Annotated in this window: 14 protein-coding genes; 6 read left to right on the top strand and 8 right to left on the bottom strand. The window is 61.2% G+C overall.

The window, feature by feature from the left end:
* Positions 1–9: 9 nt before the first annotated feature.
* Genes BGE01nite_RS19215 through BGE01nite_RS19200 form a run of 4 tightly spaced genes read right to left on the bottom strand, consistent with a single transcriptional unit; the run spans position 10 to position 3017 of the window.
* Positions 10–1089, bottom strand: coding sequence for a GNAT family N-acetyltransferase (locus BGE01nite_RS19215; protein ID WP_146852649.1), 1080 nt, complete (start codon positions 1087–1089; stop codon positions 10–12).
* 14 nt (positions 1090–1103) lie between these two features.
* Positions 1104–1676, bottom strand: a complete 573-nt coding sequence (gene def / locus BGE01nite_RS19210; protein WP_146852646.1) for a peptide deformylase — start codon at positions 1674–1676, stop codon at positions 1104–1106.
* Between the two features lie 21 nt (positions 1677–1697).
* Complete coding sequence (locus BGE01nite_RS19205) at positions 1698–2129, bottom strand: ExbD/TolR family protein (protein ID WP_146852644.1); 432 nt, start codon at positions 2127–2129, stop codon at positions 1698–1700.
* 18 nt (positions 2130–2147) lie between these two features.
* On the bottom strand, positions 2148–3017 hold the full coding sequence (locus BGE01nite_RS19200; RefSeq protein ID WP_146852642.1) for a MotA/TolQ/ExbB proton channel family protein: 870 nt from the start codon (positions 3015–3017) through the stop codon (positions 2148–2150).
* Between BGE01nite_RS19200 and BGE01nite_RS19195 the strand changes: the two genes are divergently transcribed.
* Together BGE01nite_RS19195 and BGE01nite_RS19190 are read left to right on the top strand one after the other, a co-directional pair.
* Positions 3016–3921, top strand: coding sequence for an SMP-30/gluconolactonase/LRE family protein (locus BGE01nite_RS19195; protein ID WP_146852641.1), 906 nt, complete (start codon positions 3016–3018; stop codon positions 3919–3921). The two genes, BGE01nite_RS19200 and BGE01nite_RS19195, sit on opposite strands and share 2 nt — an antisense overlap.
* Positions 3922–4081: 160 nt before the next feature.
* A complete protein-coding gene (locus tag BGE01nite_RS19190) occupies positions 4082–4675 on the top strand; it encodes a hypothetical protein (protein WP_146852640.1) in 594 nt (197 codons plus the stop codon).
* A gap of 6 nt (positions 4676–4681) precedes the next feature.
* Here the strand turns inward: BGE01nite_RS19190 and BGE01nite_RS19185 are convergent, their stop codons facing one another.
* A complete protein-coding gene (locus BGE01nite_RS19185; RefSeq protein ID WP_146852638.1) occupies positions 4682–5146 on the bottom strand; it encodes an EVE domain-containing protein in 465 nt (154 codons plus the stop codon).
* Between the two features lie 76 nt (positions 5147–5222).
* Between BGE01nite_RS19185 and BGE01nite_RS19180 the strand changes: the two genes are divergently transcribed.
* On the top strand, positions 5223–7163 hold the full coding sequence (locus BGE01nite_RS19180) for a RecQ family ATP-dependent DNA helicase (RefSeq protein ID WP_146852636.1): 1941 nt from the start codon (positions 5223–5225) through the stop codon (positions 7161–7163).
* Here the strand turns inward: BGE01nite_RS19180 and BGE01nite_RS19175 are convergent, their stop codons facing one another.
* Complete coding sequence (locus tag BGE01nite_RS19175) at positions 7164–10580, bottom strand: serine/threonine-protein kinase (protein WP_146852634.1); 3417 nt, start codon at positions 10578–10580, stop codon at positions 7164–7166.
* Between the two features lie 229 nt (positions 10581–10809).
* Between BGE01nite_RS19175 and BGE01nite_RS19170 the strand changes: the two genes are divergently transcribed.
* Complete coding sequence (locus tag BGE01nite_RS19170) at positions 10810–11514, top strand: RNA polymerase sigma factor (RefSeq protein ID WP_218033038.1); 705 nt, start codon at positions 10810–10812, stop codon at positions 11512–11514.
* A gap of 18 nt (positions 11515–11532) precedes the next feature.
* On the opposite strand, the gene BGE01nite_RS19165 is transcribed toward BGE01nite_RS19170, so the two are convergent.
* Together BGE01nite_RS19165 and BGE01nite_RS19160 are read right to left on the bottom strand one after the other, a co-directional pair.
* Positions 11533–12582 carry a glucose-6-phosphate dehydrogenase assembly protein OpcA gene (locus BGE01nite_RS19165; protein WP_170266897.1) on the bottom strand — a complete coding sequence of 350 codons (1050 nt, stop codon included), beginning with the start codon at positions 12580–12582 and terminating at the stop codon, positions 11533–11535.
* Between the two features lie 108 nt (positions 12583–12690).
* Positions 12691–13923, bottom strand: coding sequence for a thymidine phosphorylase (locus tag BGE01nite_RS19160; RefSeq protein WP_146852628.1), 1233 nt, complete (start codon positions 13921–13923; stop codon positions 12691–12693).
* Between the two features lie 224 nt (positions 13924–14147).
* Here BGE01nite_RS19160 and BGE01nite_RS19155 point away from each other — a divergent pair, with 224 nt between their 5' ends.
* A complete protein-coding gene (locus tag BGE01nite_RS19155; protein ID WP_146852626.1) occupies positions 14148–14993 on the top strand; it encodes a polysaccharide deacetylase family protein in 846 nt (281 codons plus the stop codon).
* A 132-nt stretch (positions 14994–15125) separates the two neighbouring features.
* Positions 15126–16871 (top strand): dynamin family protein, encoded by a 1746-nt coding sequence (locus BGE01nite_RS19150; RefSeq protein WP_146852624.1) that lies wholly within the window; start codon positions 15126–15128, stop codon positions 16869–16871.
* The last annotated feature ends 549 nt before the right edge of the window (positions 16872–17420 follow it).

The following is a 17420-nucleotide window of genomic DNA, read 5'->3' as shown; positions in this document are numbered from 1 at the left end:
GCTAGCTGCTCAAATCATCTTCTCCATGCGAAAATCGTCCATGACGAAACCGTTGCCGATGTCCGTGGTGACATCTTCGAGGAAAGTGAATCCTGCGCGCTGATAAGCGCGGATTCCTGGAGCATTCGCCTTGTTCACACGCAGTTGCAAGCGCGCGCATCCCATCTCGATCGCACGTTCACGGATCCATTCCAAAGCCTTCGCGCCGAGACCCTGCCCATGCATCTCAGGGGCGAGGTAGAGCTTGTTGATGAAACAGATGTCTGTGTCTGGATAGCGCTCGAAGGAAAGATACCCCACCGGTCCATGCCCGGCGGCCTCGATGAGCGCAAACCACGTTCCGCGCAGCTCCATTTCCCGCATCATCGCGGAAGGGTGGTACCAGACGGAGAGCATGTAGTCGATCTGCGCATGCGTGATGATGCCGGGATAAACCGCCGGCCAGATGCGCTGCGCCAGCTTTTGGATCACCGGCAGCTCGCCCTCATCGATGCGGCGGATGCGCCACTCGGTGACCTCAGACGTACTCCGCCCCATCTGTTCGCGCACCCAGTTGAGCGCGTCTTCCCAGCGCTGCAGGTCATCGGCGGGAGACAAGGCTGCGAGCCGCTCTGCGATCTCCGCATGCCGTGGTTCGCGCACAGCCTCCTCGCGGATCTGCTTGAAGTCCGGCGGGAACTCCAGCTCGGGCAGGATCTCCTTCGAGAGATACCAGCAGGCCCAGGCACGCCACCTCCGCAATTCCTTGTTAGGCTCCACCATGCGTGTGGCGAGGTGCTGCCAGTGCCGGCGCGGATTGCCGGTGAACTGGTCTTCCCGGCGGTTCATCAGGATCCACGCGAGTGCCTGATACGGCAGCGGATGCGTCTGCATCACCGGCTCATCCGCGCTCAGGGTGCAGCTCAGCGCACGGTTCAGCGCCAGGATGCACTTCGCCGGAAAACCTTTCTGCCACTGAGTCTGCGCATGCAGATGACAGGCCTCGTAAAAGCCTGCGCCGCGATCCTTGCCAAAGGCATTCACCTCCGCGGCCTCATGGGCACGATCAATCCCAGGCAGCAGCGGATGCGGCGCGTTGACGGTGATCATAGCCTCGCCTCAGCTTAGTCTTCGCCGATGTCGTCCTCGGACCACTCTTCCATCAGACGGGCCAGCCTGCGCTTCAGGGTGACCTTCGCCGTGGCTGACATGCGGTCGATGAAGAGCACGCCATTCAGGTGATCGATCTCATGCTGGAAGGCACGGGCCAGCAGGCCGTCCGTCTCCCAGACCTGGGTCTCTCCATCCAGGGTTTTGAAGGTGACCTTGGCGTCGATGCTGCGGCGGATGTCACCACGCAGACGCGGGAAGCTGAGGCAGCCTTCCTCGTCAGATTCCTTGTTCTTGCCGAGCTCCAGCACCGGATTGAGGAAGATGACCGGCATGTGCTTCACCATGTCCACTTCCTCACCATTGATGCGCAGGTAGCTGATGCACTGCGGATTGTGCGAGACATCGATCACCGCGAGCTGGATGTCACGAGCCACCTGCGGAGCAGCGAGGCCCACGCCGTTCGCCGCACGCATGGTGTCAATCATGTCCGCCGCGAACTGGCGGATCTCTGGCGTGACTTCAGTGACCTCACGGCATTTCGCGCGCAGGACGGGCTCGGGATATCGGACGATTTTCAGGACCATGGTGTGATAAAAGAAAGCTTGTTAGTTCTGCCCGGGCCGCTGGATGCGCGCCGGCACATCATTGATGGAGAAGCCGGAGGCACGCAGGGCATCCCAGATCTTCACCAGCATTCCCAGCGGTGTTTCCGTGTCAGCCTGGAGCTCGAGCTTTGCCTTGGGATTCGCCGCCCTGAGGCTCTTCAGTTCCGCCGCCAGCTTGTCCACATTCACCGGGCTGCCATCCAGAAAAAGCTCCTTGTTGGGCGTGACCGTGATGGTCTTGCGGGCCTCTTCAGCAGCCTCCGTCCCGCCCATCGTCTGCGACTGCGGCAGGTTGATCTTCATCTGCACCTTCTTCTCGCGGAAGGTCGTGGTGGCGATGAAGAAGATCAGCAGGATCACCATGATGTCGATCAGTGACACGATGGGAATCGCGGGCACCGGACGTCGGCGGGGGCGTAGGTTGAGCTGCATGACACGTTTTCAGTTAGGTCAGGAATGGTCCTGGGCATTGTTCCCCAAACGTTGCACCTCGAAGTGCGCGAAGAAGGTCTGGATGGTCTCGTGCATGATGGACTCCAGCCTCACGCCCACCTGGTCCAGACGACGGACGAAATACGTGTGTGCCACCACGGAGGGCACCGCGACAAAAAGACCTGCGATGGTGCAGCGCAGCGCCACGCCGATCTCACGCGCCACGGCATTCGTGTCCGCCCCTCCTTCACTGCCAAAGGCGGAGAACATGCCCACCAGACCTGCGGTGGTGCCCAGCAGGCCTAGCAGCGGCGCCACGGTCACCATCACCTCCAGCATGGGGATGCCGCGCTCCAGGTGGTGCAGCTCTTCCTTGGCTCGGGCCGTCAGTGTGTCCACGCACTCCTGGCGGGAGGAAAAGGTGCCGCTGATGGCCAGCGCGCCCAGCTTGGCCAGCAGGGATTCATCTTTGTCCAGAAACTCCTGCAGGGGCTTGATGTCCCCTTTCGCGGCGTAGTTCGGCAGCGAGCGGAGCTGGCTCATGACGCTGGCAGGCAGCACCAGATGGTCCCGCAGCCGCAGCCAGGCGGAGATGATCACCGTCACTGCCAGGAAGGAGCAGAGGACGATCATGAGCATCACATAACCTCCCGTGGCGAGGAACTCGTGCAAACGCCCCAGACCAGAGGTGGCGGGCTGGGCGGCGGAGGCGAGCAGGGGAAGGATCACATTCATGGGCAGGAACGGGCCGGAGGTATCCTTGATTCGCCCCAGAGGCGCAAGGGAGAATTGGGCCTCCGGCTCCTCCTTCCGGGCCATTCCGGGCCACCCCACGGCAAAAGCCGCGACAAGAGCCTGCCGGACCAGCCGTTGGTGTAGGCCTGCCATGCATCATCGCCTTCTCGCCGTCCTTGCCCTCCTCACCTGTCTTCCCGCTCATGCCGAAGAGCCGCTGTTCAAAGCCAGCGCGCTGACCCCCGAGGGGCAGTTCACCGGCGGCATCGAAGGTCCGGCCTGTGACGCGCAGGGGAACATCTTCTGCGTGAAGTTCGGCAATGAGCACACGCTGGGGAAAACCACCCCCGAGGGCAAGGCGGAGCTCTTTGTGGATTTGCCGAAGACCACCAAGGCCAACGGCATCCGCTTTGGTCCGGACGGCATGATGTATGTGGCGGACTACACCGGGCATAACATCCTGCGGGTGAACCCGAAGACGAAGGAGATCACCACCTTTGCCCATGAGCCGACGATGAACCAGCCGAACGATCTCTGCATGGCTGCGGACGGGACCCTGTATGCCAGCGATCCCAACTGGAAGGAGAAGACCGGACAGATCTGGCACATCAGCCGCGAGGGCAAGTTCACCAAGGTGGCTGAGAACATGGGCACGACGAACGGCATTGACCTCAGCCCCGATGGCAAGACCCTCTATGTGAATGAGAGCATCCAGCGCATGGTCTGGGCCTTTGACGTGAAGCCCGATGGCGCCCTCACCGGCAAGCGTTTGATCAAGGAGTTCCCCGATCATGGCTTCGACGGCATGCGCGTGGACGTGGACGGGAATCTCTACATCACCCGCCATGGCAAAGGCACCGTGGTGAAGCTTTCACCGAAGGGCGAGGTGCTGCAAGAGATCACCCTGACCGGGAAGAATCCCTCCAACCTCTGCTTCGGCGGCCCCGATGGCCGAACCATCTATGTGACCGAGATGGAGCACGGCCAGCTGGTGCAGTTCCGCGTGGATCGCCCGGGCCTGGAGTGGCAGCGGCTGGGTGAATGGAAGCTCCGGTGAAGTTCGCGGTCGTTTATACAGGATTTACATGATTATTTTCTTTCCTGTTAATCCTGGGATCCTGTTAATCCTGTAAAAAGCCCTGGGCTATGAGGGGAGCAGAGCCCTGCGCAAGAACCCGATGAAATATCGGACAGGGATGCACTGTTCTCAGCGCCTCATGATCCTGCGCACCCTTTCTCTCAGTCTCCTGCTCCTTGGCTCGGCCTTCGCGGTGGATGCTCCTCTGCTCAAAGATGACTTCTCGGCTCCAAAGCTGGAGTCACGCCGTGCCTCACGCGGCGAATGGAAGTTCGAAGGAAACACGGCCACCTGCACGCAGGACGATGCACTCTACAAGAAGAACAAGGACCACGGTCCGATCATCTTCTACGACCTCAGCTATACCGATGCCACCATCCACTTCAGCTACAAAGCTGATGCAGCGGTGAAGACGGTGGTCTTCACCTGCAACAGCGCGGACGGTCATGTCTTCCGCTTTGGCACCTCAGCCCTCGGGACGGCAGTGCGTGCCTTCCCCACGGATTCCAAGGACCACAAGTCCATCTCCACGGGCCAGGAAAAGACGCTCACCTTGAAGCCCGGTGAATGGGTGCCCGTGACCGTGACGCTGCGCGGACCGAAGGCCACGGTGAAGATCGGCGACTTCGAGAAGACCTATGAGCATGCCTCCTATGCCCAGAAGAAAGCCAACCTCAGCGTGGGCTTCAGCTTCGGCACTCTGAGCGTGAAGGATGTCGTGGTGACACCCTGATCAGAATCACAGGCCGCCGAGCTTGCAGATGCGGTCCCAATGCGCCTTCTCCACCGGCGTGATGGAGAGCCGGTTGCCACGGCGCAGAATTAGCATGTCTGCCAGCTTCGGGTCCGCCTTCAGCATCTCCAGCGTGACGAAGTTCTTAAAGTCCGCCTCCCACTTCACATCCACCATGAGCCAGCGTGGTTCCTCGCGCTTGCTGCCCTTGTCGAAGTATTCGGACGAAGGATCAAACTGCGTGTGATCAGGGTAGGCCTCTTTGACAATTTTGACGATGCCCGCAATGCCCGGCACCTCACAGCTCGAGTGATAAAAGAAGCCGAGATCACCCATGGCCATGTCATCACGCATCATGTTCCGCACCTGGTAGTTGCGCACCCCGTTCCAGGGCTCGGTTTTCTTCGGGCGCGCCTTGAGGTGTTCGAAGGAAAAGACGTCGGGTTCAGATTTGAGCAGCCAGTGGGACATGGTGGTATGAACCACGGAATACACCGAACACGCCGAAAGGGAATGCTGAATTTGCCACCCTATGTAAGGATGCTGCATGCCTCACGATCTCCACACCACGCTCAAGACCCAGTTCGGCCACAAGGCTTTCCGACCGGGGCAGGAGCGGGTGATGCAGGCGCTGCTGGAGGGGAGGAGCGCGCTGGCGCTATTCCCGACGAGTGCGGGGAAGAGCCTTTGTTATCAGCTCCCGGCGCTTTTGATGGAGGGTGTGACGCTGGTGATCTCGCCCCTGATCGCGCTGATGAAGGACCAGGTGCAGGCCCTGCGCGCTCGGGGCATTTCGGCCGCAAGGCTTGACTCATCTCTCACCCAGGAGCAGGCGGGCCAGGTCTTTGAGGAACTGCGCAATGGCACATTAAAGCTTCTCTACATCGCGCCGGAGCGGCTGATGAATGAGAACTTCATCGAGCGCCTGAAGCGGCTCAAGATTGCCATGATGGCGGTGGATGAGGCGCACTGCATTTCGGAGTGGGGACACAATTTTCGTCCCGAGTATCTGCGTCTGGCGCATGTGGCGAAGGACCTGGGCATCAGGCCGGTGCTGGCCCTCACAGCCACAGCGACTCCGGATGTGGCGCGGGACATCCGTGCAGCGTTTGGCATCACGGATGCGGATCATGTACAGACCTCGTTTCACCGGCCTAACTTACATTACCGCATCACGCCCTGTCCGGTCGCGAAGAAGAAGGAATATCTCACCAAGGTGCTGCTGAAGCGCAAGGTGCCGAGCATTGTCTATGTGACACTGCAAAACACGGCGGAGGGAGTGGCCACACATCTGCAGAAGAATGGGGTGAATGCGCTGGCCTATCATGCGGGACTGGCGGATGAGCATCGACATGCCGCTCAAGACTCTTTCATGGACGGCAGCGTGGATGTGATCGTGGCCACGATCGCCTTCGGCATGGGGATCGACAAGTCTGACATCCGCGCGGTGTATCACTACAATCTGCCGAAGACGCTGGAGAACTACATGCAGGAGACGGGTCGCGCGGGACGCGATGGCAAGGTCTCTGTGTGCGAGCTGCTGGCTTGTGGTGACGATTGCACGGTGCTGGAGAATTTTACTTTTGGTGACACACCGACTCCACAAGCGCTGCGGCAGCTGGTGGATCATCTGCTGCGCCAGGGACAGGAGTTTGATTTCTCGCTCTATGAGCTCTCCCAGGCCACGGACATCCGGCCACTGGTCATCGAGACCGTTTTGACAAACTTGGAGTTACGCGGGGTGATGAGGCCGCTGGGCTCTTTTTATTCCAGCTATCAGTTCCGCCTGCTGCAGCCCGAGGCACGTGTGCTTTCCGGGCACAAGCCGGATCGGCAGGCCTTCCTGCGCAGGCTCTTCGCCGCAGGCAACAAGGGCACGAAGTGGACCACGCTGAATCCCGATGAAGCAGCCACTGCGATGGAGGAAGATCGCGAGCGCATCTTGAAAGCCCTGACCTGGCTTCAAGAAGCCGGGGAGATCGAGCTCAAGCCCAGTGGATCACGCCAGCGCTATCGTCTCTGTGATGAGCATGAGAAGCGCAATCCCGAGCAGATCAGCGAGGAGATGCAGAAGCTCTTTTCCAAACGCGAGAAGCGTGATGTGGAGAGGCTTAACCAAGTTTTGGAAATGGCATCGCATCGCGGCTGTCTCACGCGCTGGCTGCTGAGCTACTTTGGCGAGGAGATGGCCGAGGACTGCGGCACCTGCACGAGCTGTCTCGAACGTGCCAAAGGGGCGGTCATGGACGAGCCACGCGAGATCCCGCGAGCACGTGCTCCGGAGATCACGGATGAAGACATCACGGCGATCCGCACACTGATGAATGAGCGGCATGCAGCGCTGCGCACACCGAGGCAGCTCACGCGTTTTCTGTGCGGCCTCACCAGTCCCGCGACCTCGCGAGCCCGCATGACGAAGCACGATTTGTTCGGCCAGCTGGAGCGCGTGCCCTTTGCGAATGTGCTGGAGCAGGTGGAGACGATGTGATCAGGTCTTTTTGAGCTCGAAGAGCCTGCCCACAGCCTGTTGCAAAGGCTCCGGCCAGCGTGGTAGCGCGGCCTTCAGCATCAGCCCAGGCTCCGGTTCCCGCAGGCTCTCCATGATCGTCAGGAAGTCATCCACGGACATCTCGTTGTCGGCAAAGGTGTCCAGCCACAGTCTCGTAAAGGCAGCAGAGGCGCTCACTTGATCTCTGCTGACCTGCTGGCCAAAAGCCGCCAAAATCACGTAGCGACGCAAAATCATGAAGAATAGGTTGTTAACCGAAACCCGCGCCGGCCTGGAGCGCAGGGCGAATTCCTGAAGCAGCTGCTCCCCGGCCTCGCCAGCATACAGAAAGTTGAGCGCGCCGACCATGGCCCGATCCTCCAGCAACAGCCGGCACAGCCTTCCGCGCACGGCCTCACGGTTATCCCTGGGCTCACCGAGGCTGAGATACTGCCCGAGGATGTCCACCGTGCTCGGAGTGGTCCAGTTTTTCAACACACTGTGCAGCAGCAGGCGATGGGTGAGCGTGAACTCATGAATCTGCCGTGGTGCCTCCGTGACACGCTGCAGCGCGTTGTCCGCCGCCTCCACTCCTGCTGCAGGCTCAAGCGCCGCGATGAGCAAGGCCGCACCCGTGAAACTCATGATGCTGGCATTCTCCTCCTTCAGAACCTCATGAGCGATGGCGAGCGCCTCCGCAGTCTTGCCCTCGCGCGCAAGGCGGCGCGCCTGGTCCAGCCGGATCGTCAGGGCGATGGAATGATCTGCCGGCAAACGGGCCATCCAGGCCTTCTGCGCGTCGTCCAGGCCTTCATCGATCTCACTGCGCGTGATGAGGCTCCAGAGTTCAAAGTTCGTGCTGATGGAGCGCTTCTCCTCGGACGTGATTCTTTCGACACGCTTCACTTTCACCCCGTCATAGAGCAGGTCACGCGCAGCCTCGTCCATGCCATTGAAATGGCGCGCCAGGGCGAAGCGGGAGGCGATCTCCACGGAGGTGTACTGCAGCATCCGGTGCACGCGCACGGCGTCCTCCACCGCAGGCATGGGACGCAGCAGATTGAGACCGCGGCCTTGGGATCGATAGATGTCATCCAGCTTGCGCCCAGGGCGCTGGATCTGCGCGACGTAGTCCACAGGCATGTTTTCAGGACCGGGGAGCTGATCCAGATACACGCGGGCTTCATTGAGACGGCCGGCTTCTGCATGCAGATACCAGAGCTGGAGGCAGGCCTCCGTGCGCCACTCGGACTCCGGCCCGCTCATCACCTGCTCCCAAGTGGACTGCGCATCTGCCGCACGCCCGAGCTGGAGCTGGCAGTCACCCGCTTTGAAAAGGGCCTCGGCACCGTACTCAGGATCTCCTGACAGCTGGAGAAAATGCGTCTCCGCCAGCCACCAGCGCTCATTACCTGCATCAAGGTCACCCTTCTCCAGCGGGCTGGCATCAGGCAGCTCCTCAGGCCCGGTCCAGAGCAGCTCCTGGATGCGGAGGCTGGGATGTCCCACCAGCGCCACAGAGACAGGATCCACGGACTGGTAGCGCTGCAGGCTTTCCACACGATCACCATCGCTTGTCTCCAGGCTGATGCGGCGGTTTTCGACATGCAGCTTCATCTGCAAGGCAGCGCCTGGCTGAGGCAGCTTTTCCAGCGGAGTCACCGCCAGAATGCGGTCCTTCTTAGCGATGACGAGCACGGCTTCTGGAATATTACTTGTTAGGTGAAACTGCTGCAAATGCAGCATCAGCGAGGAGGTGGGAGGCTGGATCAGCTGGACCGTGTGCCACTGGCCGGAGAGACGCACCTTGAACCCCAGCGACTCCACACCTTCCGGAGGAATGACAAAGGTGGCACTGATCTCCAGCGGCGGCGGGCGGGTGAATTTCAGCAGCCGCTCGCTCGTGCTCTGACCGGTGAGCACGACCGCGCCATCCTCCACATGAGCGTTCTCGATCTGTGCGGCCAGTTTCTGAAACGGCGGCGTGATCTCCAGCAGCGCGTCCCAGCGCGCCTGGCGTTGCTCCACGGCCGCGCGCAGGCGGGCGGCTTCTGTCATGTCATGCTCTTCCAGCCATTTGAGCGCGACCTGGATCTCCTGGCGGTCCTCCTCGCTGATGCGCGGCTTCTTCAGGATCTGCATGATCTCACGCATGGCACCGTGAATGAGCGTACGATGAAAAATGGCCGCCTGCACGGGATCACTCTGCTGCAGCTGATCGATCATCCGGTCCGTCTTCAGCATGGTCTGCGTGGACCAGGAAGCGGCGGGGATGTTCAGGCTGATCTGCTCACGAAGCTTTGCCAGTTGCGCGAGCCGCGCATCCCAGAAGAGACGCACCCCGGCCACCAGGATCAGCACGGCCGCGATCACCGTCACGATGCTGAGCACAGGCCTGCGCTTGGCTCGCCGGGCCGCATGGCGGATCTTGGAAATCGGACGTGCCAGCACGGACTCGCCACGCAGGTAGCGCGCGAGGTCCTCTGCCAGTTCGGTGCCGTTCGCATAACGTTCCGATCGACGGTGCGCGATGGCCTTCAAGCACACCCGCTCGAGATCCTTGGGCAGCCGCTTCGGCCGTGAGGTGATGCCACTGGGCACCTTTTCCCTTTGATGTTGCGGGAGCACCTCCACCAACGTGGAACCATACGGCAGGCTGCCGCACATCAGCTCATAGAGCATGACGCCCAGTGCATACACATCCGCTGCCGGGGAGATTTCTCCCGGCGGCCGCTCATCCGTCTCAGTCGCTGTGGCCGTGGTGGTGGATGTGGACGTGGATGGCGACGCTGGCTCATTCTTTTTAAGGCCTAACAACTCAGGGGCCATGTAGGCCGCCGTGCCCAGCGCCTGCTGCGTGCGGGTGAGCGTGATGTCTTCCCTGCCCCGCACGATGCCGAAATCCACGATCACGGGCTCTCCCGAGCCCTCACGCACCAGCACGTTGGCCGGTTTGAGATCCCGGTGCACCAGACCAAAACTGTGAAAATAACCGGCGGCACGCGCCACCTGCTCCATCAAGGCCGCTCGCTTCGTCAGGGGTTCCTCGCGATCCACGCACCAGGCGCGGATGTCCATGCCTTTGACATAAGCCATGACAATGCAGCCCACGCTGTCCAGCAGCTTGAAGTCGATGACACGGACGATGTTCGGATGCGGCACCGGCTCCTGGAGGCGGGCCAGGGTCATGGCCTCCTTCTCAAAGCGTGCCCGCACGTGATCTTCCCCCACAAGATGCGGATCGATGATCTTCAAGGCGACCGGGATGCCAAGCTGGCGGTGCCAGCCCTCATACACACGGCCCATGCCTCCGCGGCCGATGACTCTCCTGACCTCATACACGTCAGCCCAGCCCAAGTCACGGAGCCAGTCAGGCGCTGGCGTAGTGGAGGAGGGCGCTGTTCTGGCGGATTCCATCAATCAAGAATCGTAAAGTAAGCGATTTTTGAGCTTCTGGGCACTCAATTTGCCACGATTCGCAAAATAGATTTGGGGAAAAACGCCAAGATTCTCCCGAGTCTCAAAATCAGTAAGCTTAAAAATCTTCCACTTCTGATCTTTGATGGTAACAAGCGCGCCTTTCTGGGATAAACCGATTGTAATTGTGAGCGCATAAAGACCCCTTTCCGTGGAACCTCCACCCAGCTTGTTTCCTACGACCCAGTGGACCTTGGTCCATTTGATCCGCACTGCCGACTCGCGCGGTGCCGACATCGCGCTGGACAGACTCTGCGCCAGTTACCGGCGCGCGCTCTACCATTATGCACGTGCCTCAGGCCTCGGTCCGCATGATGCCGAGGATGCAGTGCAGGACTTCTTTGCCCATGTGCTGGGCCAGGACGCGCTGAAGACTCTGCAAAAAGAGAAGGGCCGGCTGCGCGCCTGGATGATCCGTTCCTTCAACAACCGTCTCACCAACCGCCGCGAGCACCGCACCGCCCAGAAGCGCGGCGGCGGGGTGGAGCATGTGCAGTGGGAGTTTGACAGTGTGGAGATGGAGTTCACCCGGCACTACAGGGTCGGTCAGGAGGCCTCGCTCGCCTGTGATCAGGCCCTGGCCCTGCCACTCTGGGAAAAGACGCTCTTGAGGCTCGACTCGGATGACAAGGTGCAAAAACGCCCGGAGATCTACCAGGCACTGCGCCCCTACATCTTGCATGGCTGGCCCAAAAACACCCCGCCGCAATCCGAGGTGGCCCAGCAACTCGGCCTCTCCGTGAATGCCCTGCGCGTGCGCATGGTGAACCTCACCGCCAAGGCGCGCTCCATTTTCTCCGAGATCGCGCATGAAGATCTGGACCCCCTCATCCCTGACGAGGATGTGGAGCATCTCTGGCGTCTCCTGCGCTGACCCACAGGGCAGTGAGCCTTAGATCATGCGCGCCAGGAGAGGCAGCGCGGCGCGGAAATGGGTGTTTCCACCCGCACGGCTGAGCTGCTCACCGATCAGCTCGGAATCACTCACGACGTCCGCCGGCAGGATCTCATCATGACTGTGCCCTTCACAGGAAGTGCTGGTATGCACAAAGGTGGAGGTGCCGTCCCGCGTGATGGAGAGGTCGAGGCAGGAACCCTGGATCGTCAGCGAGGACAGCGCGCAGCCTGAATCCGCTTCCTTGAGCTCCATCTTCAGTTTCGATCCATCCGCCTTGGTGAAAACAAAGTCACCGCCGGTTTGTGTGGCATCCAGCTCGGCACCCAGACGCTGGGAGATCCAGCCTGCGAGCAGCAGGGCCGCGCAGCGCTGCTTCGGCGCATGCGTGATCTCCACTCGTTCGACCTCCGGCAGTTTCTCGCGCGCCTTGGCATCCTGGAAGGAACTGGCCAGCGCCGTGCGCAGGAAGTGGCTGCGTGTCCAGCTCAGGTCACGCACATCAAAACTGGCCGAGTCCCGCGCCGTGAGGAGATAGGCCAGCTCCGCCTTCGGATTCGCCCAGGAGCTGCTATCCACGATCAGCGTGTGAATGCGGGAGTACAGACGCTCTTCGAAGTGCTGCGTGAGCGCCCCCTGCCACCAGATGAACAGCGGCAGGTCGGAGTCCAGATGGCCGAAAACCACATTCTGCACCTGCGCGGCATCGCCACCTTCCAGCACAAAGCTGATCTGCTCACTGCACACGACCTGCTTGCCCTGATACGGACGGCAGAGCGCATTGATCCAGGCGCGGGCGCGCTGGGGCTTCACCTCGGGCAGGCAGGTGATCAGCATCGCGCGGCAGGAATGATCCGCCGTGATCCGCGCCAGACGGTCATTGTTCCGCGGCAGCATCTCAGGGTCTTCCGAGTAGATGGCGAAGTTGATCAGCGAGGCGCGTGTCTTCGCCTCGTCGCTGGCCCAGATCTCCTGCAGAGCATGGTCGATCTTGGACAGCGGCACCTCCGTGCCGAGGCGGGAAAGGATGTCTTCAGTGAGTGGCATGATTTGAGAACAACATGACGCACCTGGCGTGCCGCACAACCCGCGAGTCAGCTCCAAACGACGCAAATCATGCATGGCGAGCATGAATGGGGCGGCCGTTTGAGCCCCTTACTCAATCTGGATCCCGCTCCGAATCATGGCTTCCGCAGCCTCCGCCGCCGCTGGACTGCGGGCATGAACGCGGATCAAGACATCCCCAAAGGCCACCTCGCTGCCCGTCTTCGCGATCTGGTCACAACCCACGGCGTAGTCGATGCTGTCGCCCGATCTCGCACGACCTGCGCCCAGTTCCAGCACCGCCTGGCCGATGGCACGCGCATCCATCCGCCGGATCACGCCAGCATGCTCGGCCTTCACCTCCTGAATCACCGGCGCATGATGGATCTCCGTCATGCGCTCCAGAGCGGCCACATCACCACCCTGGGCGGCGACCATCTGCTGGAACTTTACCCAGGCCTTTCCGGAATGCAGCACGTCATGCAATTGCTGGCGGGATGAGATGGAAACCGCCGCGCAGAGATCCAGCACGATCTTTTCCAGATCCGGCGGACCTTCACCCTTCAGGCAGCGCACGGCCTCGGCCACCTCCAGCGCATTGCCCGCGGACTCACCTGTGGGTTCATCCATGCGATTCAGATGCACACTCGCACGCACGCCGAGCGCCCGGCCCGTCTGCACCATGCTCTGCGCCAGCTCATGCGCGGCCGCCTCCGTCTGCATGAAGGCCCCGCTGCCATACTTCACATCCAGGATCAGGCGGTCCAGGCCCTCCGCGAGTTTTTTGCACAAGATGCTGGCGGTGATGAGCGGGATGCTCGGCACCGTGCCGCTCACGTCTCGTAGCGCATAGAGCTTTTTGTCCGCCGGGCAGATGTCTCCGGTTTGCCCTACCATGACGCAGCCGTGCTTCTCGATCACGCGGCGGATCTCCACCTCGCTCATCTGCGTGCGGAAACCGGGGATGGAGTCCAGCTTGTCCAGGGTCCCGCCCGTGATGCCGAGGCCACGACCCGAGATCATGGGCACCCACACACCATCACAGGCCAGCAGTGGCGCGATGATGAGGCTCGTCTTGTCGCCAATGCCACCCGTGCTGTGCTTGTCCACGCGCATGGGCGCTGAGTCCGGCCACTTCAGCGTGGAGCCGCTGTGCAGCATCGCTTCTGTCAAAGCTGCCGTTTCCTCCGTGCTCATGCCTCGGAAAAAGATGGCCATGGCCAGCGCGCTCATCTGGTAGTCCGGCATCTCCCCAGAAGTAAAATCCCGGATCACCCGCTGGATCTCCTCTCTCGACAACTCACCGCCCTCGCGTTTGCGCTCGATCAAGCTCGGGATGTGCATGGGCAGATCGCTGCGCTGTCCAAGCAAACCCGTCAAGAGGTCACGCCGCGAAAAGCACCCCTCTCCGCGTCTCCCTTCTCCGTGTCTCCGCGTCTTCTTTCTCCTCCGGTCAAACCCTTGACCCTCTTGACCTTTCACCTCCTGGACCCCGTGTTTTTTCCACCAACTTCACCCTTTCCTAACCGCCAGCTTCCTCTACTCTCGCGGCCGTGACTTCACAACGCATGTATCTCAGCATCTGGCTTGGCATCCTCATGGGCAGCGCGAGCTGTTCCACCTCCGATAAAAAGCCCTCCAGCCCCGTGCCCGACACGGCGGTGCTGCAGGACAATCCGCTGGCCAGGCGGCTGAACAAACCTTCCACCATGCCCACCACGCCTCCCGCCGGTGCGCGCATCAGCTACTCGCAGGTGAACATCACCCAGCCCGTGGTGGCCATGACCTTTGATGACGGCCCGCACCCCAGCCTCACGCCCAAGCTGCTGGACATCCTGAAAGAGCGAAACATCAAGTGCACCTTCTTCCTCATCGGCCAGAACGTGAAGGCCTACCCAAAGATCGTCCAGCGCATCATCGCGGAAGGGCATGAAATCGGGAACCATACCTACACGCACTGCAGCCTCACCAGCCGCTCGGACGACCAGATCCGCTCCGAGCTGAAGCAGAGCGAGGCCGCCCTGATGGCCGCCGCAAACTACCGCCCGCAGCTCATCCGCCCGCCTTATGGCGCCATCAACACGCGCGTCAAGCAGCTCATGTTCTCGGAATTTGGCTACAGCACCATCATGTGGTCCGTGGATCCACAGGACTGGCGCCGCCCCGGTGTCTCCGTGGTCACCAGCCGCCTTGTGAATGGCGCCCGCCCCGGCTCCATCATGCTCGCGCATGACATTCATCCGCCGACCATCCAGGCCGTGCCTGCCATGTTCGACCAGCTCATCGCCAAAGGCTATCAGTTCGTCACCGTCAGCCAGCTCATGAACATGGAGAAGGCCAGCATGCCCGTCGGCGTGGTCATCCGTCCGGCCGTGCCCATGGGTGACAAAGACCCCAAGCCTCTTCCGCAGTAATTCCCGGTGGTGGGAGCACCTCTGAGCGGACTGGCCATGATGAGAGAAGTCGAATCTCGAAGTGGCGCCCGTCCTTCGAGTCTCGTCACCGTCTTTGCATCCTTCTAGCTATATCCCTCGTCATTCCTCCCGATGATCGGCGACACTTACTTTCACCTTCGCGCCAAGCTGGATGCCCAGCTGCAGGCGCTGGGCGGAGTCTTGCGCGATCTCGGCGCGGATGCTGAATCCCAGGCCATCGTCGAGAACCTCACCGCGAGCCTCAAGGAGCCGTTTGTCTTTGTGGTGGTGGGCGAGGTGAATGTGGGCAAGTCCACCTTTCTCAATGCCCTGTTCGGCCAGGACTTCTCCAGCACGGGCGTGATGCCCACCACGGCCAAGATTCTGTTTTTCAAACACGGCCCGCAGCACCTCGTCGCTCCCATCACACCCACGCTGGATGAGGTGCAGGTGCCTGCCGAGTTCCTGCGTGACTTCCACATCGTCGACACGCCCGGCACGAACAGCATCGAGAACGAGCATCAGGAGATCACGGAGCGCTTCGTGCCCATCTCAGACCTCGTCATCTTTGTCTTCAGCGCCATGAACCCCTGGGGTGCCAGCGCCTGGCAGTTCCTGGACAAAGTGCACAAGCACTGGATGCGCAATGTGGTCTTTGTCATCCAGCAGTGTGATCTCCGCTCACCAGAGGAGATGACCGTGATCATCGACTACATGAGCCAGCTCGTGCGCCAGCGCTACGGGCGTGACTTCCCCATCTTCCCCGTCTCGGCGAAGAAGGCCTACCTGGCACGCAGCTCTGGCATCGACCGTGAGGCGCTCATGCAGCAGAGTGGCTTCCATGAGCTGGAAGGCTACATCTCACGTCTCGTCGCGCAAAACGCCGCGCGCCTGAACAAGCTCGTCCATTCCATCCGCATCGCGCGCCAGCTCCTGAACAACATCAACGAGCGTATCGGCTCGCATGCCCGCGGTGCCCAGCGTGCCGCCGCGCTGGTTCAGGAGATGCAGACGGAACGTGAGCTGCAGGTGGACCGCACCTTGAAGAAAGTACTCCCGGCTCTCGATGCCACAGAGCGTGACTATCAAGAGTCCTGCCTGCGTGTCGCCGGACTCGCCGAAGATGCCCTCGCCACCAAGCAGGCCTTTGAGAAAGCTGACCCTGAGGACAACGACGATGCCGCCAACGGCGGCAACAAGGCCCAGAGCCTGGATCATCGCCTCTTCCAAGACCTCCAACAGCGCACGGGAGATCGCTGGCGTCAGGTCGGCATCATTCTGGAGGAAGACTATCTTCAATACGATCGCTTCCTGCATGCCCAAGGCCGCGGCAGTCTCTTCCCACCGGACGACAAGCTCCCCACGGAGGCCGATCCCGAAGTGCGCCGTCTCTTCAGTGCCCATGTCGACTCCACGATCCGCCGCTTCGTACTCGGCTTGAAGCTGGATGAAGTCATCGCGCCAGGACTCGTCGCCGCACGTCGCCGTGCACGCTGGGTTCCCTGGCTCGCCTTGCCTGCCATCATCGCCATCGCTGCCGCGTGGTATTTCGAAGGCCCGCTCGGAGCCGCTATCGCCATCGCGGGTGGATCCTTGCTCGTCGGCGCCGCTTTCCTCATCACTCAAGCCGCGCTCAACAGCGCACGTCGCACCTTGGTGGACCGCCTGGAGGAGTCCGCGCATGCCCTGCGCCAAATGCTCACCGAGCAAGTGCGCATCGATGTCGAAGCTCTCTTCGCACGCTTCCTCGAAATCCTCAATCCCGCCCAGGAAGTCGCCGCCGAGCACGAGCAGCAGATGCTCTCCCAAACCGGCCGCCTGAACATCCTCATTCAGGAGTTCGAACTCCTGGAGCGCGAGATCATGTCCACCAAATAGCCCACCGAAGTCGCGAAGCGTGCCAGTACAGTAGCCATCACACTCCGTGTGATGAGCCCACGACCCTGCCAGCTTCATCCACCGCCTCCCACCGCAACAGGTCGGATCCAGTCGGATTGACTCGGATCGCCCGAACGTGGCCACCTTCCTAGCCCCGTTCGCCCAGAGACCTCGCGCCACAAAACCAACCTGGATCTGGTTGGATCCACTTGGATTCTCTTCGAGCGCCCCGCAGCGATGCGCGCCAGCAAAGTAGCCATCACACTCCGTGTGATGAGGCAACGACCCCGCCAACTCCATCCACCGCCTCCCATCGCAAAAGGTCGGATCCAGTCGGATTCACTCGGACCGCCGCCTTCTGGCCCAAACCACCGTAAACGACCGCCAACCACAGTAAACAATCGTAAACGGCTCCCGCCTTCCGAACTCCCCCATCTCCAAATCTCCTGTGAAAAAAGTGCGCGCATAGCCCCGCACCCTCCACCCCACTCCGCCTTCCCCCAAGTGACCCAAGCGGACCCTTTGGACAGCGCGCACCGAAGTCGCGGA

The sequence above is a fragment of the Prosthecobacter gellanilyticus genome (genome assembly GCF_007992435.1).
Taxonomy (GTDB): Bacteria; Verrucomicrobiota; Verrucomicrobiia; order Verrucomicrobiales; family Verrucomicrobiaceae; genus Prosthecobacter; species Prosthecobacter gellanilyticus.
Note: the sequence above shows the minus strand (reverse complement) of the source record. Positions and strands in the feature narration are given on the sequence as shown.

Excerpts from the sequence above, each read along its gene's own strand:
- BGE01nite_RS19190 (WP_146852640.1), top strand. The coding sequence starts at position 4,082 with ATGATCCTGCGCACCCTTTCTCTCAGTCTCCTGCTCCTTGGCTCGGCC.
- BGE01nite_RS19205 (WP_146852644.1), bottom strand. The coding sequence starts at position 2,129 with ATGCAGCTCAACCTACGCCCCCGCCGACGTCCGGTGCCCGCGATTCCC.
- BGE01nite_RS19200 (WP_146852642.1), bottom strand. The coding sequence starts at position 3,017 with ATGGCAGGCCTACACCAACGGCTGGTCCGGCAGGCTCTTGTCGCGGCT.
- BGE01nite_RS19215 (WP_146852649.1), bottom strand. The coding sequence starts at position 1,089 with ATGATCACCGTCAACGCGCCGCATCCGCTGCTGCCTGGGATTGATCGT.
- BGE01nite_RS19160 (WP_146852628.1), bottom strand. The coding sequence starts at position 13,923 with ATGCACATCCCGAGCTTGATCGAGCGCAAACGCGAGGGCGGTGAGTTG.
- BGE01nite_RS19155 (WP_146852626.1), top strand. The coding sequence starts at position 14,148 with ATGTATCTCAGCATCTGGCTTGGCATCCTCATGGGCAGCGCGAGCTGT.
- BGE01nite_RS19175 (WP_146852634.1), bottom strand. The coding sequence starts at position 10,580 with ATGGAATCCGCCAGAACAGCGCCCTCCTCCACTACGCCAGCGCCTGAC.
- BGE01nite_RS19180 (WP_146852636.1), top strand. The coding sequence starts at position 5,223 with ATGCCTCACGATCTCCACACCACGCTCAAGACCCAGTTCGGCCACAAG.
- BGE01nite_RS19165 (WP_170266897.1), bottom strand. The coding sequence starts at position 12,582 with ATGCCACTCACTGAAGACATCCTTTCCCGCCTCGGCACGGAGGTGCCG.
- BGE01nite_RS19195 (WP_146852641.1), top strand. The coding sequence starts at position 3,016 with ATGCATCATCGCCTTCTCGCCGTCCTTGCCCTCCTCACCTGTCTTCCC.
- BGE01nite_RS19185 (WP_146852638.1), bottom strand. The coding sequence starts at position 5,146 with ATGTCCCACTGGCTGCTCAAATCTGAACCCGACGTCTTTTCCTTCGAA.
- def (WP_146852646.1), bottom strand. The coding sequence starts at position 1,676 with ATGGTCCTGAAAATCGTCCGATATCCCGAGCCCGTCCTGCGCGCGAAA.
- BGE01nite_RS19150 (WP_146852624.1), top strand. The coding sequence starts at position 15,126 with ATGATCGGCGACACTTACTTTCACCTTCGCGCCAAGCTGGATGCCCAG.